Annotated in this window: 22 protein-coding genes; 6 read left to right on the top strand and 16 right to left on the bottom strand. The window is 69.2% G+C overall.

Annotation, left to right across the window (positions count from 1 at the left end):
- Position 1: 1 nt before the first annotated feature.
- The 13 genes from IEZ21_RS37210 to IEZ21_RS37150 form a co-directional block, all read right to left on the bottom strand.
- Positions 2-1,096, bottom strand: a complete 1,095-nt coding sequence (locus tag IEZ21_RS37210; protein ID WP_189326238.1) for a hypothetical protein — start codon at positions 1,094-1,096, stop codon at positions 2-4.
- A gap of 10 nt (positions 1,097-1,106) precedes the next feature.
- Complete coding sequence (locus IEZ21_RS37205; protein WP_189326237.1) at positions 1,107-2,036, bottom strand: hypothetical protein; 930 nt, start codon at positions 2,034-2,036, stop codon at positions 1,107-1,109.
- A gap of 16 nt (positions 2,037-2,052) precedes the next feature.
- On the bottom strand, positions 2,053-2,946 hold the full coding sequence (locus tag IEZ21_RS37200) for a phage tail family protein (protein WP_189326236.1): 894 nt from the start codon (positions 2,944-2,946) through the stop codon (positions 2,053-2,055).
- Positions 2,946-8,027 carry a phage tail tape measure protein gene (locus IEZ21_RS37195; RefSeq protein ID WP_189326235.1) on the bottom strand — a complete coding sequence of 1,694 codons (5,082 nt, stop codon included), beginning with the start codon at positions 8,025-8,027 and terminating at the stop codon, positions 2,946-2,948. Before IEZ21_RS37195 ends, IEZ21_RS37200 begins: the two co-directional genes overlap by 1 nt.
- A 9-nt stretch (positions 8,028-8,036) precedes the next feature.
- Positions 8,037-8,180, bottom strand: a complete 144-nt coding sequence (locus IEZ21_RS48080) for a hypothetical protein (protein ID WP_246568528.1) — start codon at positions 8,178-8,180, stop codon at positions 8,037-8,039.
- Positions 8,181-8,401: 221 nt separating this feature from the next.
- Positions 8,402-8,938, bottom strand: a complete 537-nt coding sequence (locus tag IEZ21_RS37185) for a hypothetical protein (RefSeq protein WP_189326234.1) — start codon at positions 8,936-8,938, stop codon at positions 8,402-8,404.
- Entirely contained in the window at positions 8,938-9,471 is a 534-nt protein-coding gene (locus IEZ21_RS37180) for a phage tail tube protein (protein WP_189326233.1), read from the bottom strand. The genes IEZ21_RS37185 and IEZ21_RS37180 overlap by 1 nt, the downstream gene beginning before the upstream one ends.
- 78 nt (positions 9,472-9,549) lie before the next feature.
- Entirely contained in the window at positions 9,550-9,990 is a 441-nt protein-coding gene (locus IEZ21_RS37175) for a hypothetical protein (protein ID WP_189326232.1), read from the bottom strand.
- A complete protein-coding gene (locus IEZ21_RS37170) occupies positions 9,987-10,418 on the bottom strand; it encodes an HK97 gp10 family phage protein (protein ID WP_189326231.1) in 432 nt (143 codons plus the stop codon). Before IEZ21_RS37170 ends, IEZ21_RS37175 begins: the two co-directional genes overlap by 4 nt.
- A gap of 25 nt (positions 10,419-10,443) precedes the next feature.
- Positions 10,444-12,831: a tetratricopeptide repeat protein gene (locus IEZ21_RS37165; protein ID WP_213089404.1), complete on the bottom strand. Its 2,388-nt coding sequence runs from the start codon at positions 12,829-12,831 to the stop codon at positions 10,444-10,446.
- Positions 12,832-12,944: 113 nt separating this feature from the next.
- The gene (locus IEZ21_RS37160) at positions 12,945-13,331 is read right to left on the bottom strand and encodes a hypothetical protein (protein WP_189326229.1); all 387 of its coding nucleotides are present in this window, start codon (positions 13,329-13,331) and stop codon (positions 12,945-12,947) included.
- Between the two features lie 86 nt (positions 13,332-13,417).
- Entirely contained in the window at positions 13,418-13,837 is a 420-nt protein-coding gene (locus IEZ21_RS37155; RefSeq protein ID WP_189326228.1) for a DUF6093 family protein, read from the bottom strand.
- The gene (locus tag IEZ21_RS37150) at positions 13,827-14,189 is read right to left on the bottom strand and encodes a hypothetical protein (protein WP_189326227.1); all 363 of its coding nucleotides are present in this window, start codon (positions 14,187-14,189) and stop codon (positions 13,827-13,829) included. Before IEZ21_RS37150 ends, IEZ21_RS37155 begins: the two co-directional genes overlap by 11 nt.
- Positions 14,190-14,343: 154 nt before the next feature.
- On the opposite strand from IEZ21_RS37150, the gene IEZ21_RS37145 reads away from it, so the two are divergent.
- A complete protein-coding gene (locus tag IEZ21_RS37145; RefSeq protein ID WP_189326226.1) occupies positions 14,344-14,922 on the top strand; it encodes a dihydrofolate reductase family protein in 579 nt (192 codons plus the stop codon).
- Here IEZ21_RS37145 and IEZ21_RS37140 read toward each other — a convergent pair.
- Entirely contained in the window at positions 14,904-15,614 is a 711-nt protein-coding gene (locus tag IEZ21_RS37140) for a helix-turn-helix domain-containing protein (protein WP_189326225.1), read from the bottom strand. The two genes, IEZ21_RS37145 and IEZ21_RS37140, sit on opposite strands and share 19 nt — an antisense overlap.
- A 269-nt stretch (positions 15,615-15,883) precedes the next feature.
- On the opposite strand from IEZ21_RS37140, the gene IEZ21_RS37135 reads away from it, so the two are divergent.
- Positions 15,884-16,372 carry a hypothetical protein gene (locus IEZ21_RS37135; RefSeq protein ID WP_189326224.1) on the top strand — a complete coding sequence of 163 codons (489 nt, stop codon included), beginning with the start codon at positions 15,884-15,886 and terminating at the stop codon, positions 16,370-16,372.
- Between the two features lie 72 nt (positions 16,373-16,444).
- On the opposite strand, the gene IEZ21_RS37130 is transcribed toward IEZ21_RS37135, so the two are convergent.
- Together IEZ21_RS37130 and IEZ21_RS37125 are read right to left on the bottom strand one after the other, a co-directional pair.
- Positions 16,445-16,678, bottom strand: a complete 234-nt coding sequence (locus tag IEZ21_RS37130) for a DUF397 domain-containing protein (RefSeq protein WP_189326223.1) — start codon at positions 16,676-16,678, stop codon at positions 16,445-16,447.
- On the bottom strand, positions 16,675-17,556 hold the full coding sequence (locus IEZ21_RS37125; protein ID WP_189326222.1) for a helix-turn-helix domain-containing protein: 882 nt from the start codon (positions 17,554-17,556) through the stop codon (positions 16,675-16,677). The genes IEZ21_RS37130 and IEZ21_RS37125 overlap by 4 nt, the downstream gene beginning before the upstream one ends.
- A gap of 179 nt (positions 17,557-17,735) precedes the next feature.
- Here IEZ21_RS37125 and IEZ21_RS37120 point away from each other — a divergent pair, with 179 nt between their 5' ends.
- From IEZ21_RS37120 to IEZ21_RS37105, 4 genes are all read left to right on the top strand, one after another.
- A complete protein-coding gene (locus IEZ21_RS37120; protein WP_308429678.1) occupies positions 17,736-18,362 on the top strand; it encodes an ATP-binding protein in 627 nt (208 codons plus the stop codon).
- A gap of 94 nt (positions 18,363-18,456) precedes the next feature.
- Complete coding sequence (locus IEZ21_RS37115) at positions 18,457-19,380, top strand: TauD/TfdA family dioxygenase (protein ID WP_189326220.1); 924 nt, start codon at positions 18,457-18,459, stop codon at positions 19,378-19,380.
- A complete protein-coding gene (locus IEZ21_RS37110; protein WP_189326219.1) occupies positions 19,377-21,551 on the top strand; it encodes a B12-binding domain-containing radical SAM protein in 2,175 nt (724 codons plus the stop codon). Before IEZ21_RS37115 ends, IEZ21_RS37110 begins: the two co-directional genes overlap by 4 nt.
- Positions 21,538-22,731 (top strand): UDP-N-acetylglucosamine--N-acetylmuramyl-(pentapeptide) pyrophosphoryl-undecaprenol N-acetylglucosamine transferase, encoded by a 1,194-nt coding sequence (locus tag IEZ21_RS37105; RefSeq protein WP_189326218.1) that lies wholly within the window; start codon positions 21,538-21,540, stop codon positions 22,729-22,731. Before IEZ21_RS37110 ends, IEZ21_RS37105 begins: the two co-directional genes overlap by 14 nt.
- Positions 22,732-22,733: the final 2 nt, after the last annotated feature.

Below are 22,733 nucleotides of genomic sequence, written 5' to 3'. Positions count from 1 at the left end.
GTCAGCTCCCGTAGGTGAAGCGGTCGGCGCGGGCGAGAGTGAGCGTGATGCGCTCCGGGTCCTGGCCCTGGGGCGGGCGAAGCGTCCAGCCGGTGATGCGGCACCAGCCGTCGAAGTCCGACCACTGGTCGTGCAGGGACACGCGGACGTCGTCGCCGATCTGCCAGCTGCCGATCGGAGCCGCGGGGTGGTCGATGACCTGGATCTCGGTGACCTCGCCGAGGATCTGGCGGGCGGTGCGTTCGGTACGGGCTCGGGCGGCGAGCCGGTCGTTGGCCTTCTCGGCGGGGGCTTCGAGGACGTGTTCCAGGCGGAGACGGCCGTTGCGGATGGCGTCGATGGCGCGGCGGCGACCGCGGCCTTCACCCGCGCCGAGGGCGATGACGACCTGGGCGTAGGCGTCGGCGTCGTAGGTCACCGGGACGGTGGCGGCGACGTTCGTGCCGGAGGCGAAGGAGATGTCGGTGCGGCGGGTACCCAGACGCGGCCAGCCGAGGCGGATACGGCCGCCGGGCCGACCCGTGGCGGTCCAGTCGGTGGTCTCGGTCCACTCGGGGCCGCCGTCGATCTCGGTCATGTCGTCGACGACCTCGCCGAGGACCGGGGCCTCCCACCAGTCGGTGCTGTACGGCTCGGCCGGTGTGCCAGCCTTGGCCTTGCTGGTGGTGGCGTCCACCGTCACGCCGAGGTTCCCGTCGGGCTGGGACTGCGCGTACGCCCACACGTCGCGGATGACCTGGCAGGGATCGGCGTACGTGTACGGGCCGCGGCCGCCCAGATTGCCGTGGATGTCGTGGCGGCGGTGCAGGTAGCTGCCCCAGCCTGCCGCCTCGATCGGGTAGGTGGCGCCTTCCGGCTCGGCTCGCCAGACGATGCCGCCCCACAGCAGCGTGCCGTCCCGTTCGGCGGTCAGCAGCGTGTTGCCGGGGTCGAGTTGGGCGGGGAGCAGGTGGGCGAAGCGCGGCTCCAGGCGGCCGGAGAAGTCGCCGGCCGCGTTGAGGGCCAGCCCGAACTCGACCTGTGACAGCGGCAGGTCGGTGGCGAGCAGTTCGCCGGTCAGGGCGTGCCAGCTGCGGTAGCGGTACGACGCGGTCATCGGCTTGGCCTCACCGCACGCCTTCGGTGAACTCGACGTCCGCGACCAGGGAGGTGGAGCCGTCGACACTGAGGTCGCCGGTCTCGATCTTCGACATGTACGTCTGCACGTACAGGGTCTGGGAGGTGCCGCGCATTGCGGCGGGGATGGTGAGGTTGTCGGCGAGGACGATGGTGTTGCGGCGGGTCTGGCTGCCCTGGTCGTCGTCAATGACGGTGTCCTGGCCCAGGACGGTGCCGAAGGCGTTCTGCATGCGGGCGTACACGTCGGCGCGGGTCATTCGCAGTCCGGCGAAGGTGGTGACCAGCTTGGCGCCGGTCGCCCATGTGGGCACCGGGATCGTCCACTTCGCTGCGGTCGGCCATTTGTGCCATTTGTTGTCGGAGTACGTCAGCGTGCTCAGCGAGCCGGGGAAGGAGGTGTACAGCTTGCGGTCGCGGCGCGGGTTCGCGATCTGCCGCACGTCCTTGATCATCGAGTCCGTGATGACGGACGTGTTGGCCGGGATGTCGAGGCGGGCGAGCGGAACGGCGGTCATGCCGGAGGGCACCGTCGTGGTGGTGGCCGATACGTTGCTGACCACGTGGAAGTAGCCGATCTCGGCGGTTTCCGGGTTGCGGGTGCCTTCGTATTCGGGGTCCTCCACGCGCAGGCAGACCAGATCCGAGCGGGCGCCGGCACCTGTGGGCGCGATGGGCACGGTGGCGTCGCCGACGTTGTACTGCGTGTACGAGCCCTGCCCCCATGTCGCACCCCGGATCACCGCGGAGCCGTCCACGACCCGTACACCGGCGCCGGGCGTGGACAGCTGCTTCACCTTGAGATCGTCGCCCTCGGTCACGCCCTGCGAGCCGCGCGCGAGGTCGCGGACCATCATGCGGAAGGCGCGGGCGGCGTGCGTTCCGCCGTGGGTGAGCAGCGGCGGGTTGATCAGCGTCACGTACGAACTCCTTGCATCACAGGGCGGCGTACGCCGCGCGCCAAGTCACGGCCAGGCGGGTGGCGTTGGTGTAGTCGCGTGCGGTCCACCAGATCTCGCTGGTGCCGGGCGGGATGGTGAAGGTGTCCAGCCGGGAGGCTGGTGACAGGGCGGGGGCGAGGTTGCCGGTGCCGTTCCGGAGCGCCCAGCGGGTTCCGGGACGGGTCTCGATCTCGACGTACTCGCCGCGTGCCAACGCGACGGACAGCTCGATCACCCGGCCGGACTCGACATGTCGGATGCGAGGGTTGACGCACGGGCCGGTGATGCGCAGCGACGGCCAGGCCGGGAGGTCGCCGTCGTTGCGTACCCAGCCGCGCCGTTCGTCGGGGATCGCCACGCCCGTCGTCAGCGGGGCGACCAGTGGGGCGCGGAAGCCGCCCAGGCTGTTGGCGGACAGGGCGAGGGTGAGCGCGGAGGCGTCGTCGGCGTGGAAGCGCGGGTCGAGGGCTGCGAACTCGAGGTCGAGCGGGATCCAGCCGTGTAGCGTCTTCGCGGTGCTGGTGGCTTCCACGCGGCGAAGTCGACCGTACAGGCGGCGAGTTGTGCGGCCGGGCCAGCGCAGGCGCAGTACGGTCTGGGCGCTCGAGTCTGTCCGTACGGCCGGGTCGTCGGCGGCGCGTTGGAGGCGGCCGAGGACGTCGAGGGCCGCGGCCGGGTTGCCTGCGGTGCGGATGCCTGCCTCGATGCGGATGGTCCGGGCCGCGTAGAGGTCGATGCCGGGGAACGCGCCGTCTCCGGCCGGGTTATCCACATCCTGTGTACGAAATTCGGGGATACCGAGACCCTCGACCTCGCTCACCGGTACATCAGTCCCGGCACCGATCAGCACTCCGGCGATCTCGATCTGCCACTCACCGAGCTCCGCCATCACAACCGGCCTCCCCTCTGCGCGTTACGCAGTCGCCGCATGACCTCGGCGCCGATCTGCTGCGGAGTGACCTGAGCCGAGGTGACCGTGACGGGCATGGCGCCGATCAGGGGCTGCTGCTCCCGTACGACGACAACCTGAACCGATCCGGCCGGGCGGGCATCGACCGTGCGCACCGGGGCGAACGTCGGCTCTGCTGAGGCGAGTTGGAGGCCGAAACGCTGCACGACGTCGCCGAGCACCGCCGTCGCCGCCGCGCGCTTGGTCGGGGCGAGCGGGATGAACGCCTCCCCGCCCGTGCTCGCCTCCGCGAACTTGATCAGCGCGGTGGGCGAGGAGTAGATGCCGGGCTCCCAGATGCCGCCGCTCGCGTACGCCAGACCCTTGTTGGCCTTGGCCAGGTCCTCGATGAACTTCGTAGCGCGGGAGCCGAGCGCGGACTTGATGCGGGACTGGCCGAGGTTGCCGACCTCGATGATCCGGTCCTCCTCGAGGCCGGTGGTGTCGGCGACCTTGTGGATGCCGGTGGTGCTCGACTTGATCGCGGTGATGACGGTGAGCAGGTCGGTGAGGTCCTCGTCCGCGAGGGTCTTCCCGGCGGCTTTCGCCGCGTCGTTGGCCTTCTTCGCCTTCTTCTTGTCCTTCACCGCGGCGCTGGCGAGATCCTCGGCGTCCTCGTCTCCCTGCTCGGCGAGCATCGCCGCCAAGTCGCCGTAGCCGAGGGCAGCGAGCCGGGCTAGGTTCTTCTCGAACGTCGACTGGTCCTTGACCGCTTGGGTGAGCTGGCGGGTGAAGTCGCCGAGCGACGCCTTCGCGGTGCCGGCCAGCTTCTCCAACTGCTTGGCCATGTCGCGGACGTACTTCGTCGTCCCGGTGGCCATCTTCCGGGTCAGCTCCACGCCGTCCTCGCCCATGGCCTCCAGGGCGTCGGCTACGTCCTGCCCGGCCCGGCGCGCGACGGTGGCCAGGTCCCTGCGCCAACGGGCTGCCTGGGAAGCTGACTTGCGCAGGTTCTTCTCGAACAGACGCAGGTCGAAGACCTCGACCTCCTTGCCGCGCCGCTTGACCGTGCGCATGGAACTCGAGCGGATCGACGAGGCGGATCCCAGCTCGGGCCCCGACTCCACCTCGTACGACCAACCGGAGAGACCACCAGAGGCGTACCACTCAATCGGGCCGCCACCGAGGCGTCGTACGGTCTCCTCGGCGATCCGGCGCGAGCGGGCGCGCTTCGACTGCGCGAGCGGGATGTACGCCTCGCCGCCCGTCTCCGGCTCTCCCCAGATCCGCCAGGAGCCGGCAGGGGCGATCTGCGCGACGTGATTCTCGCGCCGCACGCCGCCGGCGGCGAAATAGTCGACGACAGCGCCGTCGGCATGCCGGCTGAACCGGTCGGCCTGCTGGCGCAGTAGGTCTGCGGTCGTGGAGGGTCCCCGGCGGATGGTCTCGAAGACGTTCACGTGATGGGTGGTGATGGTCACCGACCTGTCGCGCAGGCTGCGGATTGCCTGGTCCAGGGCACCGACGTTGGCTTTTTGGGTGCCGGTGGGGACGGTGATGGTGACCCGCTTGCCCTTGGTGTTTTTGATCTTGAAGCCGAGTTGTTCGAGCTGCTTGCGAGCCTCCGCGGTCGGGGCGCGCATGGTGATGGTCTTGCCCTTGGTCGACCGGACTCGGTTCTGGACCTCCTCAAGGTCCTTGATCGCGGCCTGGGTCTTCGCGGCGACCGAGACGTTCTTGCTGCCGGGTACTTCGCCGAGCTCGTCGATCAGCGCTTTGAGCGCGCCGCGGGCGCCCTTCGTCGGAGCCGTGATCTTGATTTCGCGGGTGCCGGGGACGGTCTTCACCGTGAAGCCGAGGTCCTTCAGCTTCTTCTGGGCGTCCTCGCTGAGCGAGTCCACACGGATCGTGGTCGCCTTCGGCAGCCGGTCGAACTCGGCCTGCACCGCGAGGAGATCGGCCAGCGTGGAGTCCATACCCTCGGTCTCCAGCAGCAGCGAGACCTTCGACGGCATCAGCCCGAGACTGTCGGCCACCGCCTCGGCCTGCTCGCGCGTGAGCCCGTAACCCTGGGCAGCCCGGACGGCGGCCGTGCGTGCCTTGTCCATCTGGGTGCGGGCGGCGGCCAGGGACTCGGGCAGCGATTTCCCGTTCTGCTGGGCGAGGGCGTACGCCGATACGGACGCGTCGGCGGCTGCGTCGCTCAGGGAGGTGAGGGACTGGTAGAGCTGCTGGCCGTTGCGGGTGGTGGTGTTCAGCGTGCCGTTGTTGTTCAGCAGGGCCTTGGCGAAGCCGTTGGCCTTGTCGATGCCATGGTCCAGAGCCTCGTTCACGTCGAGGATCGCGCTGTTGACGCGGGCCTCAGCGGCCTGGAGGGAGATGCTGCCGCCGGAGAGCAGGTCGAGGGCGTCCTTCAGGGCACGGGTGCGGGTGTCGGCGTCGGCGGTGGTGTCCGCGAGTTCGCCAACCGCTGTCTTCAGCCGGTCGTACGCGCTGGCTCCCGACCCGCTGCCTTTCTGAGCCTGTTCGAGGTCCTTCGCATTACGGGTCGCGGTGGCGGCGTCTCCCGACATGTCCTCGAGCGCTTTGGCCGCCGACGCGTACGCTCCGGCCCGTTCGAGGATCGCCTCACGATCCTTGTCACCCCGGCTGGAGCGGTTGAAGGCGTCCTTCTCCTGGTCGGCCAGTGCTCGCATCTTGCCGGCCAGGTCGTCGATGCTCTCGCCTTGCCCGAGGTAGGAGTCGGTGACGTCCGAGAGGGAGTAACCGAGCTTGCCGAGGACGTCCATGAGGGTGCCGTAGTTTCCGGCGAGCTTCGTGGTCTGGACGTTCTCGGCCGCCTGGCGGCGCACGGTCTCGTCGATGACGCCGTTGGACTCCCGCAGTGCGTCGGTCAGTGAGCTGATGCGCTGTTGGTGCTCGGCGGCAGTCCGTGCCGCCTTTTCCTGCTGCGAGGCGAGGAGTCCGAGGACGACGGTGGCGCCGACCATGGCGGCACCCCACGGACCGCCCATGAACGCCACCAGGCCCCGGCCCGCGCTCAGCAGCCCGGCTCCTGCCGCGCGGGTCACGCCGTTGAGGGTGCCGGTGAAACCCGTCGTGGGTCCTTGGGCGCTGCGGAATGCGGCCGCCATCTGCCCCACGACGGGGATGCGGGACTCCACGACCGCGAACGCCGCGGCGTACCGCGTCAGCGACGTCCCGGCTCGTGCGGCGAGGTTCTGCTGCACCTGCATCTGGGCGCCGAAGCCTCGCCATGCGCCGGTGAGTCGCCCGCTGACCGTTGAGGCGAGGCCGCCCAGTACCGGGGTGAGGCGCCGGGCGAGGAACATGGCGGCGATCGCCGTCTGGACGGGGGCTGGCAGTGCGCCGAATGCGCGGACCAGCGTGCCGACCACCTCACCGACCGGGACGAGTACGGCGGACAGCCCGGCGACCGCGGACATGGCCAGGTTGGCGGTCGTGACGAGGATGTCGAGGCTGTTGCTGACTCCGCTGGACTCGTCGCCGAGCAGGCCGAGTGCAGAGGCGACCGGCGCGGCGCCTTCGGCGGCGTTGCCGAGGACCTCGCCGAGCGCGCGGGCGGTGTTGATGAGGAGGTTCAGGCCGGCGGCCAGGCCGTGCTCGCCGAGCGCCTGGAGGGGGCCGAGGAGTTGTTCGGCCTCGTCGATCAGTTCGCCGAGGCCGCTGCGGGCGTTGGCCTTGAGTTCCGGTCCATAGAGGGTCGCTAGGTCGCGCCCGTACTCGATCGCCGCGACGAGGTACGGCGTCGCGCCGGACAGCCCGCGCGTCATGAGCCGGGTGACGTACTCCAGCCCCGGCGCCATCGCGTCGTACAGCGCGAGCCCGGTCTGCCGGGTCTGCTTCTGCAGCAGCGTCATCGCGCCTGCGAGGCCCTGCCCGCGAGCGGCGGTGATCTGCGCGGCGGCGCCGGATTCGCGTACGGCCTGACTGAGCGCGTCGAAGGATTCGGTGCCCTGGTGGGCGAGGGCGATGGCTCCCGACATGGCGGGCTTGCCCATCGACTTCTTCACCGCGGCGGTGAAGTCCTGCTGGGACATCTCGTGCTGGGCGCGGGAGAGTTCGGCGATGACGTACCGCAGGCCCTTGAACCGGCCCTGCGCGTCCCACGCCTCGATGCCGAGGGCGTGCAGGCCGTCGCGCATCTCCTTGGTGGGCGCGGCGAGGTTGGCCATCATGCCGCGCAGCGCGGTACCGGCCGTCTGCCCGAGGATGCCCGCCTTACCGAGCATGCCGACCGCGCTCGCCGCGTCCTCCATGCTCACGCCGAGGCCGGCGGCGACCGGACCGGCGTACCGCATCGCGTAGTAGATGTCGATGATGCCGCCGGAGGCGTTGTTCGCGGTGGCGGCGAGGATGTCGGAGGCGCGGGCGGCCTGGTCGGCGCCGAGGCCGAACTGGTCCATGATGTCGCCCAAGTAGCGGGCGGAGTCGGCCGCGTTGACCCCGGCGGCGGAGGCGAGCTGGAGGGAGGCGCGGGTGGCGCTGATGGCCTGGTCGGTGCGGAAGCCCGCCTTCGCCAGCTCCACCATCGCTTCGGCGGCGTCGGCCGCGGTGGTGGTCGGGAGGGTGAGGTCGTTGCCGAGTTGGTTGGCCATCCAGGCGGCGCGCTGCATCTGCCCGGCTGTGGCTCCGGTGACCGCCTGGAAGATGTTCATCTGCCGCTGGTAACGGTTGCCCTCCTCGACGAGCTGGCCGGTGCCGAGGACGAGGGCGCCACCGGCGAGGAGGTTGGTGAGGGCGGTGGCCTGCTGTCCGGCGCCCCGGAGGGAGCGTTCCAGCACGCCGACGTCGTTGCCCGCGCGGCGGAGGTAGTTGCCGGTTTGGCCGCCACGGGTGGCGAGGGTGCCGAGTCGGGAGGCGGTTGCTTGAGCTCGGGCGCCGAGGAGGTCGATCTGCCGGGAGGTGCTTCGGCTGGAGGCGTCGAGTGCGGCGAGGCGGCGGTCGAGGTCGCGGGTGCGGCGGCCGAGGTCGGTGGCGGCATCAGCGGCCGAACGCAGGCCGGAGATAAGGCTGTTGGCCTGTGCCGTCAGTTGGACGGTGAGGTTGTACGTTGCCATCCGGTCGACTCACCGCCCGCTCGTCGGGTCGTCGCGGTGCAGCGCCTCGTATGCCTGCCGCGGCAACAGCGTGATCTTGATGCCGTATCCCGCCCGCCCTTCAGGCACCTGGTCGCGCTCCTGGGCGATCAACTCGCAGCCGGGGCAGCGCATGGTGTCGGTGACGTACGCGTGCGGGTGGCCGCCCTTGACCGGGTCCCACTCCTCGGCGCGGGTACGACAGTCCGGGCACAGGGTGCGCTCCCACTGCCGCCAGGCCAGGGCCTTGGCCCGGTCCAGCTCGCTCCAGCGGCCGTCCCCTCCGAGGAACTGCGAGTGCGGAATGCCGTACTGTGCGCACAGCTCCAGCTCCGTCCGCAGCCGTGGGTCGGCCGTCAGCCTTTTCCCAGGTCGGCCCGGTCAGTACGTGCCTCTTGCTGCACCTCCCAGGCCGCTTCCCACAGGGCATTCGCGTCCGGCGCCGACCACGCGTCCAGCAGTTCACGGGCCTCGGCCTCGCTCATGCCGTCGGTACTGGAGGCGGCAATCAAGGCCGCCGGGAAGGTATCGGGGTTGAACGCCGCCCCGTCAGCGGCCTGTTGATCGGTCGGCGGATGCGCATGAAGGAGCTCCTCGATGACCGGGCGGGGCAGCGCCCGGAAGGTGAGATAGACCGACGCCGCACGCAGGGCCTCAGCCGCCGCCTCGTACCGCTGGACGGCGAGCGCCGCACGCTCCGCGAAAACGGCGCTGCCCGTGTCGCTCTCGGCCAACAACCGCGAACGGTCGGCGGCTCGCTTCGCCTCGTCGTACTCTGTCCGCCGCGCTGCGTCGTCACAGATCTGCAGAACGCGCTCTGGCAGTGAGCGACGACGCAGCCGCTCCATCTTCTGCTCCCAGGCCGTCGTCTCCTGACTCTTCGCGGCGGCCATCAGAGAGCCTTCTTGCTGGTGGCGGTGTTTGTGGCGGCGGCCGTCTCAGCCGCGGCTGGCGGGACGGGAGCGTCGAGAGCAGGCGGCGATGTGATCGTAAAGACACCCTGGAACTTCGCGGCCTCGTTCCCCGCGTTGTACTGCGCGGTGCGGGAGGCAACCTGGACGGGGAAACTGTCCATCGACTTCGACCCGGGGATGTCGCCCTTACGCAGGAACACCACATACCCGACCGCGCCCTTGGGCAGCAGCGTCTCCATCGCGTCGCTGAACCGGTCTTCGTAAAAGGTGATCGAGGAGTTGTCGGCCTTGTCGTTGCCGGGGATGGAGGAGGTGAACGTCGACGCCATGTCCGGCGTCTCGATCGCTTCGTTCGTCAGCGACCACCCGTCGACGTCGCTGATCGCCTCGGTCAGCTCAGTGGCGTTCGGGGCCGAGATCTCCGTACGAGTCGGAATCAGATCGTCGGAGGCGATGCTCTTCAACCACAGGATCTTGGTGATACCGCGCCGCATAAAGCGCTGCTGAGTCACGGGCCACTCCCAAAAACAGGGGTTGCGCCGGGCTCGTCGGCCGGGCGTCCGCGTGGCTCCGCGGTGAGAAAAGGTGGTTCAGACAGCCGGTGTCACGGTGATCGTGAACCGCTGCACGTAGGTAACGATACTTCCCTGCGAACCGTCAACCGGTTCCCCCTCGGCGTCGTACGTCAACTCCCGGTCGATGACGCGCAGTCCGGGAGCCGTGATGTCCGTGCGCCATCCGCCGTCGGTGCGCTCGAAGAGCGCCGCACGGACGCGGTCGCCGAGCCACTGCACTTGATCGGCCCGCTCGCCGACGCTGGCCGCCTGGTATGTCCACGCCGCGTCGGCCTGCCAGTCGGCGAACGATGGCCCGGAGAACTCGCCGGGCAGACTGTCAAGGATCAGGTACGGGAAGGCCGCGGGCTTCCCGTCCGCGGCGCGCGGCAGCACCGCGAGCCCGCACGGCCGCCCGGTACCGACAGCGAGCATGCCGAGGAGCGCCCGAGTCAACGGCAGCCTCGGCGGACTCATCGCGGCAGCACCCTCGTGCGCAGGGCCTCCAGGAACCCGGGCTCGGTCTGCCGGAACGCAGGCTCGATGTGCGGGTAGGGCGGCTGCCGATACTGACGCCCCAAGCGATCGACGCCGACGAATCCGTACTCCAGCCGCCGCGACTGTGGAGCGTCCGTGAAGATCACAGCGCTCACGCGCCCTGCGGCCACGGTCACCTTCACATCCCACGACGCCCGGTACTGCCCAGTGATGACGTTCGGACCTGGCCGCCCGGAGGCGTTCTTCTGGATCCGGACGCGCAGCAGCATGGCGTGGTGCCGGGTGATCGCCCTGGTACGCGCCCGGGCAGCCGGGCCGAGCCCGGCCAGAGCGCTGGCCAGCGCGATTGGGTCGCGGAAGGTGGGGGCCTCTGGGTGGGACTTGGGGTGTGGGTTGGGGCTAGGCATGGCGGAGACTACTGGACAGTCGCCATCACACGCCGCCTGCGGCTTCCAGATTGCTCCACACCGTTCTCGTCAGAGGGTGTTTTCGTCCGAGGACGCGTTCGCAGTCGGCCAGGGTCTGCTCGAGCAGGGGGACAGCGCGCGTGAGGTCACCCGCCGACTCATACACGCCCGCCAGATTGTTCCGCGAGATCAGCGTGTTGGGGTGGTCCTCGCCGAGCACCCGGACGCAGTCGGCCAGGGTCTGCTCATATAGGGGGACAGCGCGCGTGAGGTCACCCGCCGACTCATACGCGCCCGCCAGATTGTTCCGCGAGGTCAGCGTCCTGGGGTGGTCCTCGCCGAGCACCCGGACGCGGTCGGCCAGGGTCTGCTCATATAGGGGGATAGCGCGCGTGAGGTCACCCGCCGACTCATACGCGCCCGCCAGATTGTTCCGCGAGATCAGCGTGTCGGGGTGGTCCTCGCCGAGCACCCGGATGCTGTCGGCCAGGGTCTGCTCGAGCAGGGGGACAGCGCGCGTGAGGTCACCCGCCGACTCATACGCGCCTGCCAGATTGTTCCGCGAGGTCAGCGTGTCGGGGTGGTCCTCGCCGAGCACCCGGACGCGGTCGGCCAGGGTCTGCTCGAGCAGGGGGACAGCGCGCGTGAGGTCACCCGCCGACCGGTACGCGCCCGCCAGATTGTCCCGCGAAGTCAGCGTGTTGGGGTGGTCCTCGCCGAGCACCCGGACGCGGTCGGCCAGGGTCTGCTCGAACAGGGGGACAGCGCGCGTGAGGTCACCCGCCGACTCATACGCGCCCGCCAGATTGTCCCGCGAGATCAGCGTGTCGGGGTGGTCCTCGCCGAGCACCCGGACGCGGTCGGCCAGGGTCTGCTCATATAGGGGGACAGCGCGCGTGAGGTCACCCGCTGATTCATACGCGCCCGCCAGATTGTTCCGCGAGGTCAGCGTGTTGGGGTGGTCCTCGCCGAGCACCCGGATGCTGTCGGCCAGGGTCTGCTCGAGCAGGGGGACAGCGCGCGTGAGGTCACCCGCCGACCGGTACGCGCCCGCCAGATTGTTCCGCGAGGCCAGCGTGTTGGGGTGGTCCTCCCCCAGCACACGCTGGGCGATGGCGAGGGCTCGGAGGAAATACGTGATGGCGCCCGCTATCGCGCCCTGGTCCTGTCGGAAGGTTGCGACCCTGTCCAGCAAGTACGACAGGTCGAGGACGTCGTGTTCGGGATTGCTGCGCTCGGCCAGGGCATCGGCGTGAGGCAGCAACGCCTGACATTGGGGCCAACGCTCGGGCGATACGACGTCGGTGGGGAACGCGTTCCTCAAACGGCCGGTGGCCTCCTGGCAAGCGTGTGTGATGTCGCTTTCCTGGCGGTGAGGGTCGTCATCCTGGGGTGTGCGAGCGAGAGCCTGAACGAGGCGGTGGACCGAGAGGGTGCCGTCGGGACTCTTGGTGATCATGCTGTATGCGGCCAGCCGGCCGATCGCGGCCGCGAGGGCGGGCGGCGACGCGAGGCCGTCGAGCAGAGTGCGAGGGATGTGGTCAGGGGCGTACCAGGCCAGTATCCGCAGCACCTGGCCCGCGAGAGGCATGTCGGCGAGGCGGTCGAGAGTGATGCGCCAGATCCGTGCGACTGTCCGTTCGGAGTCCGCGTGGGCGGGACCAAGAGCGTAGGTCTCGGCCGGCCCCTGGCGCAGCATGTCCAGGTAGGCGCGGGGAGTGGTGCCGCTCTCGTGGCAGAACGCGGCGGCCTGCTCGACGGCGAGTGCGAGGTGCCCGAGCTCCTCGCACACCTCGCGGGCGCCGTCAGTCTCCCGGGGCCCGTCGTGGGTGAGGATGCGGGTGAACAGCTCGACCGACTCCGCCGGGTCGAACACGTCCAGGCGCAGGGTGGTCGTGAGCCTGTGCCAGCCCGTCGCCCGGCGTGTGGTGACCAGGATGCGGCCACGATCACGGACCCGGTCCAGAAGCGGGCCGATGTGGTCGGGATGGTCGACGTTGTCCAGTACCAGCAGCCAGTCGCCGTGCCCGGCGAGCCATGCCACCGCCCGCTCTTTCTGCAGTTCGACGGGCAACCCGGCCAGTCCTGGCTGTAGCGCGCGGGCGAGTTCGGCGAGGCCCGTGTCGACGGCGGTCACGCTGTCGGCGGTGATCCACCACCGCAGCCGAGCCGTGGCGCGGTGGTCGACCCAGTGGGCGGCGAGCGTGGACTTGCCCACTCCGCCCAGGCCGCTCACCGCCCGCAACACCACCCCTCCCGGGGTGGCGAGGGCCGCGTCCAGTTGATCGAGTGCTGTGTCCCGGCCGACAAAGAGCTCGGTGATGGGGATATTCGACACCCCGTCATCCGCGGCATCGTCCGGAATGGGACCGTACGCCTCCGGGGGTAGCGCCTGTTCGGCATGCACCGCCACGGAGTTCACCACATCTCGCCCCGCGGCATTGGAACCCGAAGAGGCTGACACTCCGGGCGCCATTTCCGGTTCGGCCGTGACGTCTTCGTCGGGCCGCTTCTTGCGTCTACTCATCACTGACCGTGCCGCGCCGTCGATCCGTCGATGTCCCCACCCGCCGCGTTCGACCCGCCGCTGGCCCGGATCCCCGAACCGCCTGCCGGTGAAGTGCCCGTACCCGGTGCCGTGTCCCGCGCCTGGGCGTTGCGAATGTTCCCGCGCGCCGCGTTCGAACCGGCCTCAGCCGTCACCGGCTCCCCAGACGATGCGCTCCCCGCCGACATGGTGACCTGCCACAGCCCCACCCCCACCGCGGCGATCCCAGCCACAGAGCCGACAATCCCGGCGACCTGACTCGACTGCTCCAAGTCCGCAGTCAACACCCACACCATCAGCACGACCGCCGCCACGGCGCCGACTGCCGACAACGCCCACCAAAGGACCTTCTGCCACCCCGTCATGAGGACATTTTTGCCCAACTCCCAAGATTAAGTTCACTTCTTCCACGTCCCGATTCGGTCCCAGAACGGCGTCTGCTGACACCGCGTCAATCTGCCAGCAGCTCAAGGCGCATCACGCGTACCACGGTGTACGTCCCGAGGCCGACATCGACGACTCGGAATCGGCGCCCGGTGAGTTGCGGGTCGCGCGCCGTGCGAGAAACGACCAACACGTCGTCGACCGCTGCCGACGGCGCGGTCAGGGGTAGCAGAGCCTGGTAGGCAGTGGATGAGGGCCCTGCTGCTGCGAGCGAGTCCAAGTGCGGCACGACTCCGAGTGATCCGGGACGCACGATCGCACCCACGCCCGCCCACAGAAGGACAGGCACTGAGCCGCCGAGCTTCAGTTCTCCCGTCCCCTCGTCAAGGACGTCTCCAGAGACCCCATCCACGTCCCGCCACAGCTCCAGCCGGTCATCGAGCAGCCTCTCCACGACCCGCCGCACCCCCGACAGATCAAGCGCCACGCGCCCACTCCGCCAACTGCCGCAGTACCGCAGCCGTACCCCCACCCGGCACGTTCTCCAGATCCATACGCGCAAGAGCCTCGCGCTCCACCTCCAGCGGATCCAGCGCCTCCAGGAAAGCAGCGGCAGTAAGCCCGGGCTCGGGCGGCGTACCGATCTCAACCCGGGCAAGGAAGTCCAGTTCGGCCGGCCATGTCCCAGTTGGGCGCAAGTGCAATACGACGCGCGGTACATCATGTACGTCAGCGTGGACATCGACAGCCGTAACGTGCTCGGTCACGTCCTGACTGTCCACCACTACGCGGTGGGAACGGCCGTCGAAGGACATATGGAATCGGTTCGGTGTCGTCACCGGCGGAGCCTACTGAGCCGCGACCCTGCTGCTCTGCCCGGATCCCCTTTGTTCTACCTCCCGAGTGGCTGCTGTCGTTTCCGTCCAAGACGGCCGCCGCGACCGCGATCTAGCGTGGGCCCAGCAGCTCGCCCGATCATGAGGAGACAGCACCATGCGTGACCTGGTCTACACCGGTTTCATGTCGCTCGACGGCGTCGTGGACTCGCCCGGCGGCGGGCCGGGGGAAGAGCACCGCAGCGGCGGCTGGGTGTTCAAGGACCTCGAGTTCGTCCCGGAAGCCTGGTCACTGAAGGGCGAAGAGCTCGCCGACACGACGGCGCTGATGTTCGGCCGCCGCAGTTACGAGGCGTTCGCGCGGGTCTGGCCCGGCTCGGAGGACCACGCCGACTACAAGGAGCTGCCCAAGTATGTGGCGTCGACCACGCTGTCCGACGATGCCCTCGTCGACGGGTGGGGGCCGACGACCATCCTGCGCTCGACCAAGGACGTCGCCGCGCTCAAGGAGGGCGAGGGCGGCGCGATCTTCATCCACGGGAGCGCGGAGCTGGCCCGGCGATTGTCGGACGCGGGCCTGATCGACCAGTACAACCTGCTCGTCTTCCCCGTGCTGCTCGGTGCCGGGAAGAGCGTGTTCGGTCGGGCCGACCGCGACAAGCAGATGCTGACGCTGCGGGAGTCGGAGAGCTACGCGAACGGGATCCTGAAGCTGGTCTACGACGTCAAGCGCTGATCCAGGTCGAGGGCGATCGCACCGCCGGTGCCCTCGCGCAGCTGCCTGGCGGTGCGTCCGACGTAGGAGCGCAGTGCCCGGGCCAGGTGCGGCTCGTCGAAGTAGTCGAGCTTGGCGACGACGTCGGCGGCCGGGTGGCCGGCCGCCAGCAGCTCCGCCGCCGTGCGGGCCCGCTCGATCTGCCGGACGGCGCCCCGCGTCAGCCCGGTCGCGGCGCGGAACCGGCGTTCGACCGTGCGCCCCGAGACGGCCGGGCGGTGCCCCCGCAGCACCTCGGCGACGAGCGGGTCACGGACCACGATCCCGGCCCGGACGAGACGCTCGACCAGGGCCTCGGCGTCGTCGGGGCCGGGCGTCTCCCAGCGCGCGCCGTCCAGCCGGAACGTCCGGCGCGTGGTGTCGGGGAGCTCGACGCCGCCGTCCACCAGCGCTGGCGTGGGCACGGCCCGCAACGAGGTGCCCACGGCGAACTCGATGCCCGTGAAGGTCGCGCCCTCCGGCACCGGCGCCGTGCCGGTCCGGGTCTCGGGACCGGTGATGCCCGCGTACGCCCGGCCGCCCTGCTCCCAGAACACCAGGCCCCAGCGCACCGCTGCGACGGACGTCATCGCCGCGACCTGCTCGCTCGTGCAGGTCCACACGGTGTCGACCCACGGCGAGTCCGACCGGCGCGTCTCGAAGCGCAGTTCCACGGGCGAAGAATACGCCGCGCCGTAGCCGACGAACCCACCGGACAGATCGCGAAACCAGACTGGAGTACTAACGCCGCCAAGGGCGGGGTTTGACCGCGCTGCGGGCACCCCCGCCCTTCTCACGTTCAAGTCTTCGCAGGCCAGAGGCGTGTTCTGTGCGAGCGAGACTGACCGGCCATCACAGGAAAGTCACTATTCCCTCAGATAGCCGACACATTGGCTCCTGGGCAGTACGGTCATCCCCTCCAGAACGCCCGCAGGGGGACGAGATGACCCATCCGTACACGTGGCCGCCCAGACCGCAGCCACCGCGCCCGACCCAGAGGTGGGCACGCAAGAGGTACGTCCTGCCTGCGCTCAGCTTCGCGTTCTTCCTTGTCTACCTGCTCGGCTTCGTCGCCGGAGCCAGCGGCGACGACGGCACGACCGACGACGCGGAACCCGCGGCGGCAAGCCCCGGCCCGACCGTCACTGTGACAGCAGCCGCAACCGCGAAGACGAAGCCCGCGCCCACGGTCACCGTGACAAAAACGGTGGAGGTGACCGTCACTGCACAGCCCGCCGCAGGCAGCGGCAACGACTCTGGCAGCAGCGGGACCAGCGGCGAGAGCAGCTCTGGTGGCGAGCCAGGCATCCAGTTCGGATATGCCTGCTCCCCTGTCGGCACGCTCGGCACCGCCGAAGACGGGCGGCCCGCCAAATGCTTCATGGGCAAAGACGGCCGGGCCCGATGGGGCTACGACTCGAGCCGTGGCTAGCCGACTGCCCACTCCTCCCGGCGGCACGACGACGAGTACGGTACGAGGCCCCCAGCAGCTGGGGGCCCCTTTCTACCGTCCTTGTCGGACGCCCTGGACGAACGCCGCGAACGAAGCACGACCGACAAGCAGCGCAGCCCCCTGGGAGACCTTGCTGTCCCGGATCGCAATGCCGACGTACGCCGTGTCAGTGAGGTCCGCAACCTCCACGCAGTTGTTGCCGGCGCCGTCTGAGTACGACGACTTGAACCAGCGCGCTCCGGCGCCGGTGAACTCGCGGGCCATGTGGGTACGGGTGTGGGTCATTTGGTGATCTCTCGCATGAGTTGTTGCAGGAACTCGGGCGTGTCCTCCGGCGGCAGCGCGGACGCCGTGAGGGCGTTGAACTTGCGGGTGAACCGTCCGACTTCGCGTTGCTTGTCGGAGACCGACGTGGCGCTCCACGCGTTGTCCACCTGCACCGAGGTCGGCATTCCGTCGTCCAGGTGCAGGATGCTGAAGTCGTGCACGGACAGGTATCCCCGAAGGGTCTGGGGAAGGACCTGAACGCTCACGTTGGGCAGGGACGCCAGCCTGGCGATCTCGTCGTACTGCTCCCGCATCACGTCCGTGTCGCCGACCACGTACCGCAGTGCCGGCTCGTACAGAACGGCTCTCAGCCGCAGGGGCTCCTCGTCCCTGGTGAGGAATTCCTTCCGCTTGATGCGGACCTGGATGTTCTTGTCGATGAACTCGCTGGTGGTCTCCTCGATCGGCTTCGCGAGTTCGTACAGCGCGCGGGCGTACGCCTGGGTCTGCAGCAATCCGAGTACGAGCGCCGGGTGGAAAGCCCACATCTCCCGTGCCGCCGTCTCGATCCCGACGAAGCGAGGCATGCCCGACGGCATCGTGGACCGGAAGGGCGTCCACCAGTCCTGACTCGCGCCGTCCCGCTGGATCCCCAGCAGTTGCTCCACGTCGCCGTCGTCGGTCACGCCGTACAGCTCCAAAAGGGCGCGCAGATCACCGGCGCTACGGAGGTCCTGAAGCCCCTTCTCGACGCGGTGCAGCTTGGTGACGTACAAGCCCTTGACTGCGCCGCTTCCGACGACGTCCTCGAGCGTCATCCCTGCCTGTTCGCGCAACTGCCGCAACTCGTAACCGAGTTCGATGCGCCGCACGGTCGGTCTGGGTTTGGCCGCCATGTGCTCGCCCCTCCATCGCTTGCGTTCGCCGAAGCCGCGATGCGCGCAGTCTGACACGCGATACGCGCGCTGCAACAGACCATGCGCTTGCGGAGTCATGTGCCACTTTCGTTCTCGAAGAAATTTCTAGAGCCTTTTCGTTGCGAAGCAACTTTCCCACGGGGCACGGTGATTGGGCCATGGAGAGCGCCTCTGCGCTCCCGGTCTCCCCTCACCTGCGGAAGGACTGGGCGATGGTGCCTGCAGTTCCGACGACAGCCTCAGCAGCTCCCGCGCTCGCTGCAGGAGCCTGCGCCACATCCGCGACTCACGCAGCCGCAGAGCACGAAGGGCACCACTCCTCCGTCGACGTCGCCTTCGTACGGGACGTGTCACGCGTCGAGCACGCCCGGCGTATCGGAGCCACCTGGCTCCGGAACGTCTGCCGTATGTCGGCCGCACGGGTCGAGTCCGCGGAGGTGGTGATCTCGGAGCTGATCAGCAACGCGTTCCTCCATGCACGCAGCACGACGGTCGGCCTCCGGCTGAGACACGTCGACAGCCAGGTGCGGCTGGAGGTCAACGACCACTCCCCGTCCGACGTCCCCCGCCCGAAGCAGGTCGGCCCGGACGAGGAGAGCGGACGCGGCCTGTGGCTCGTGGATGCCCTCGTCGACGAGCTGGGCGGGAGTTGGGGCTTCACCGACGACGGGACCGTCGCCTGGTGTGTCTTCCCGCTCGACCTCCGCTCCGTGGGCGACAGCCGCAGTCAAGCGTCACATGGTCGGGCCACGGAGCCCGTTGAACCGGAGTTCAGGGCGCGCTGATCGAGGCCACCTGCCGTGGCGGTCCTGAACGCCACGTGCCCCCTTCCTCTCCGTACACCGCCGTTCACCACACACTTCCGATTCGAGGAGTGCCATGCCGAAAACACCGCTGCCCGAATACCGCGTACCACTGCCACAGGGACTCGTCGCCGACCTGACCGCGAGCGCGGCGATCCTCCCCGATTGGGAGCTCGAGAAGGGTCTGCTGTCCACTGAGACCGCTGCGGCCTACCGCTGGACGCTGTCCAGCCTGTCGCAGGTCCCGCAGTTCGTCGCCACCTGCGATCGGTTCCTGAACTCTCCCGCCGGTGAGGGCTTTGCCGTCCTGGAGCTGTCCGAACTCCTCGACACCGCTGGCTCACAGGACGACGCCCTGCGCACCGTCACCGCGCTGCTGTCCCTGCTCGCCACACCCCTGCGCGCCTTCGACCGCTGGCCGTTGTGGAAGGCGCTGGGCACCAACCTGACGAAAGACCCCATGCGCGCCACCGGTGCCGGCTACAACCCGCTCCACCTCGACATCGTCAACTCCACCTGGCCACCCGACTACAGCGCCCTGCTGTGCCTGCGCCCGGACCCGAAAGGCCAGGGCCACAGCCTCGTATCGCAGATCCGCCGAGCCGTGGACCGGCTCGACTACGCCGACGCCGAGCTGCTCACTCACCCGAAGTACGAAGACGGCGCCTTCTACGCCCTGACTGGCGTCGGCGAGGAATGGAAGCCGTTCCCCATCATCGACGGGCAAGCTCCGCTCACCGGCTTCGTCCGCTTCACGGCGAAGATGCTCGCTGACGCCGACCCGGACGACCCGTACACCAAGGCGGCCCGCGCCCTCGAGCGCGAACTCATCAGCGGACAGCGGCGGTTCCCGCTCGGCCGCGGCGACCTGCTGATCGTCAACCAGCACCTGTGCTGCCACGGCCGTGAGGCACTCGGCGACGGCCAGGAGGACGTGCCCGAGGACGAGCGCCGACTGCTCCTGCAGATCTTTCTGCGCCGTGAGGAGGCCCTGTCATGACGGCGCCTGTCTCGCTGCCGACGCCGACCGTCGCCTCGTCCGCACGGCCACGGGTCACATTGACGGTGTGGCTGGCCGACCTCACGTACACCCAGCAGACGATCTCGGCGGAGACGATGCCGCAGGCGATTGCGGACCTGGCCACCTACGCGGCTACGAAAATGGACCTTGCCCACCCCGTACGGATCTTCAAGTACCCCGAGGCGCTGGCGGCCGCGCTGGAGGCGGACGGGCCGCCCGACGTGATCGGGTTCTCGCACTACATCTGGAACAGCCAGCTCTCGCTCGTATTCGCCGAGTTGATCAAGCGGCACTTCCCACGTACGACGGTCGTCTTCGGTGGCCCGCACTACCCGCTCCGCCGCCCCGAGCAAAACGAGTTCTGGCACGAGCGCCTGACTGGGAAGGTCGACTTCTACATCGACGGTGAGGGCGAGCCCGCGTTCGCCGACCTCCTTCGCACCCTCAACGACGTCGACCGCACCGAGATCCGCGGACACATCGACGGGGTGCACTGCCTCGGCGACGACGGGATACTCCATGCCCCGCGCCCGCGGCTGCGCATCCACGACCTGTCCGTCGTGCCGTCCCCGTACGTCGCCGGTCTCATGGACGAGTTCTTCGACGGCAAGCTCGTCCCCACCGTCCAGACCAACCGCGGCTGCCCCTTCAAGTGCACCTTCTGCCAGGAAGGCACGTCGTACTTCCAGCGAGTCGCCAAGAAGCACGCCGAGCAAATCCGCGACGAACTGCACTACATCGGCCGCCGCATGAAACCCCTGGTCGAAGCGGGGGCTGCCCGCAACGAACTCCTCATCACCGACAGCAACTTCGGCATGTACCCCGACGACCACGACACCTGCCGCGTGATCGCCGAATGCCAGCAGCTCTACGGCTGGCCGCGCGTCGTCAACGTCACCACCGGCAAGAACCAGCGCGACCGCGTCTTGTCCGCCGTCGCCCAAGTGCCGGGCGCGATCAGCCTGTCGGGCGCCGTGCAGTCCCTCGACCCCGACGTCCTACGAAGGATCGCCCGGTCGAACATCGATGCCGGCAAACTCATGGACATCGCCCTCGCCGCCTCGGACGCGGGAGCGGGTACGTACAGCGAGGTGATCCTCGCCCTGCCTGGCGACTCCAAGGCCAAGCACCTCGGCACTCTGCGCCAGCTCGTGGACGCGGGCTTCGACCGCCTGAACATGTTCCAGCTCACCCTGCTGCCGGGCAGCGAGATGTGCACGGACTCCTACCGCCGCGAACACGGGCTGGTCACCAAGTGGCGGGTCATACCGCGCTGTTACGGCGCCTACAGCGTGCTCGGCGAGGAGGTGCGGGCAGCCGAGGTGGACGAGGTGTGCGTCACAGTCCCCGACATGCCGTACGAGGACTACCGGGAATGCCGGGTGATGAACCTGTTCCTGGCCTCGCTCTACAACGGTGGTGTCTTCGCCGTACTGCTGGCTCTCCTGCGAGCGCACGGCGTGTCACCCATGCGCTGGCTGGAGCTCGCACGGTCGATGGACCACGGCCCGACGCTGACGGCCGTACTGAAGGAGTTCGAGGCGGAAACCGACGAACAGCTGTGGGACGACCGCACCGCGCTGCTCACGCACGCGACCGAGCACATCGACCAGTACATCGAAGGCCACCTGGGCAACAACCTGCTCTACACCTACCGGACCCGCATCATCTCCGAGGCCCTGCAGGACACCACGGACCTGGCCGCCCGCGCCTGTCTGGCCGCCCTGCGCGAGGCGGGCGTCGGCATGGGCGGCGGCAGCCTGATCGAAGCGCTGGTGCACGAGGGTGCGGAGTACCACCGCCTGACGCTCTCCGAGATCTTCCGCGTCGACCCACCGGAGGTCCTGCGCCAGACTGCGGGCTTCAACCTCGCTCTCTTCCTCGCGGCCGCGCGCCGACGGGAGGACGTACGCGATCTTCGCCGCTTCCGACGTGCGGTAGAAGGCGTACGGGAGTTCGTCCTCACCCTCGCCCAGCAGCGCACCTTGAACACGTACCTCCGCCAATTCGGCGCTACTCCCTGGGGCGTTGGACGGCTCCTCACGAAGGTCCGCCTGCCTGATATCGTCCGGCAAGTCCGAATGTCTCCCGGCCCGGGCAGCGCCCCGGCGCCCGCCGGAACGGAACCCCCACAACGTGACCAGCGCTGACCTCGACCGCCGCCTCGCCACCCTCGGCCGACCCTTCCGGCTGATCGTCACGGGCGGCGGGACCGGCGGCCACACGTACCCCGCGCTCACCGCGATCCGCACGACCAGCGCACGGCTCGCCCGCCTGGGCATCGGCCTGGAAGTGCTGTGGGTCGGCACGGCCACGGGTCTGGAGGCGCGCGTCGCCGAGCGTGAGGGCATCCCGTTCAAGACGGTCGCGACCGGCAAGATCCGCCGCTCCAGCAACCCGCTCAAGCTGGCCTCACCGGCCAACATCAAGGACATGGGACGCGTCCCGCTCGGCGCCGCGCAGGCTCGTACGGTCGTCTCCGACTTCAAGCCGGATGTGGTGCTGTCGACCGGGGGTTACGTGGCCGTGCCGGTCGGCTTGGCCGCCAGGTTCTGCCGGCGCCCGCTGGTCATCCACGAGCAGACGGTCCGGCTGGGCCTGGCCAACCGTGCCTTGGCCCGCGCCGCCACCCGCATCGCTGTTTCCTCCGAGTCGACGCTGCCGCTACTGCCGGACTCGGTGCGCGACTCGGCGGTCGTCACTGGCAACCCCGTACGCCCCGAGGTCCTGACCGGCCAGCCGGACAAGGCGATCAGCACGCTCGGCCTTGTCGGCTTCGACCGGACACTTCCGACGGTGTACATCACGGGCGGCGCCCAGGGTTCGGTCCAGATCAACACCGTGGTCCGCGCGGTTCTCCCGTGGCTGCTCACCCAGGCCAACGTCATCCACCAGTGCGGCGCCACCTCCATCGAGGAATCCCGCAAGTACGCCGCCGAACTCCCGGACGCCGTCCGGCACCGCTACCTGGTCACCGACTTCGTCGGCCCGGAACTCCCCGACGTCCTGGCCCTCGCTGACGTCGTCATCTCGCGCAGCGGCGCGGGCACGATCGCTGAACTCACCGCACTCGGCAAGCCGTCCGTCCTCATTCCGCTCGCGACATCGGCTGGCAACGAGCAGGAGCACAACGCGCTCCACCTCCAACAGGCGGGAGCCGCGGTCGCCTTGCTGAAGGATGCGGTTACCCCGGAAGGTCTCCGCGCGGCGGTCGGTCCGATCCTCTCCTCCGCCGAGCAGCGCCAGCACATGGCCCAGCAGGCCCGCGCCCTGGGCCGTCCGGACGCAGCGGATCGCCTTACCGACGTCCTGCTCGGTGTGGCCGTCTGACG

The organism is Streptomyces flaveus (assembly GCF_014647675.1).
In the GTDB taxonomy this organism is placed as follows: Bacteria; Actinomycetota; Actinomycetes; order Streptomycetales; family Streptomycetaceae; genus Streptomyces; species Streptomyces flaveus.
This window is presented reverse-complemented; position numbering and strand designations above follow the sequence as displayed.

Coding starts and splice junctions, on each gene's coding strand:
- IEZ21_RS37210 (WP_189326238.1), bottom strand. CDS start 1,096: ATGACCGCGTCGTACCGCTACCGCAGCTGGCACGCCCTGACCGGCGAA.
- IEZ21_RS37200 (WP_189326236.1), bottom strand. CDS start 2,946: ATGGCGGAGCTCGGTGAGTGGCAGATCGAGATCGCCGGAGTGCTGATC.
- IEZ21_RS37195 (WP_189326235.1), bottom strand. CDS start 8,027: ATGGCAACGTACAACCTCACCGTCCAACTGACGGCACAGGCCAACAGC.
- IEZ21_RS48080 (WP_246568528.1), bottom strand. CDS start 8,180: ATGCGCTGCCCCGGCTGCGAGTTGATCGCCCAGGAGCGCGACCAGGTG.
- IEZ21_RS37185 (WP_189326234.1), bottom strand. CDS start 8,938: ATGGCCGCCGCGAAGAGTCAGGAGACGACGGCCTGGGAGCAGAAGATG.
- IEZ21_RS37175 (WP_189326232.1), bottom strand. CDS start 9,990: ATGAGTCCGCCGAGGCTGCCGTTGACTCGGGCGCTCCTCGGCATGCTC.
- IEZ21_RS37170 (WP_189326231.1), bottom strand. CDS start 10,418: ATGCCTAGCCCCAACCCACACCCCAAGTCCCACCCAGAGGCCCCCACC.
- IEZ21_RS37160 (WP_189326229.1), bottom strand. CDS start 13,331: ATGACGGGGTGGCAGAAGGTCCTTTGGTGGGCGTTGTCGGCAGTCGGC.
- IEZ21_RS37145 (WP_189326226.1), top strand. CDS start 14,344: ATGCGTGACCTGGTCTACACCGGTTTCATGTCGCTCGACGGCGTCGTG.
- IEZ21_RS37135 (WP_189326224.1), top strand. CDS start 15,884: ATGACCCATCCGTACACGTGGCCGCCCAGACCGCAGCCACCGCGCCCG.
- IEZ21_RS37130 (WP_189326223.1), bottom strand. CDS start 16,678: ATGACCCACACCCGTACCCACATGGCCCGCGAGTTCACCGGCGCCGGA.
- IEZ21_RS37125 (WP_189326222.1), bottom strand. CDS start 17,556: ATGGCGGCCAAACCCAGACCGACCGTGCGGCGCATCGAACTCGGTTAC.
- IEZ21_RS37120 (WP_308429678.1), top strand. CDS start 17,736: ATGGAGAGCGCCTCTGCGCTCCCGGTCTCCCCTCACCTGCGGAAGGAC.
- IEZ21_RS37115 (WP_189326220.1), top strand. CDS start 18,457: ATGCCGAAAACACCGCTGCCCGAATACCGCGTACCACTGCCACAGGGA.
- IEZ21_RS37110 (WP_189326219.1), top strand. CDS start 19,377: ATGACGGCGCCTGTCTCGCTGCCGACGCCGACCGTCGCCTCGTCCGCA.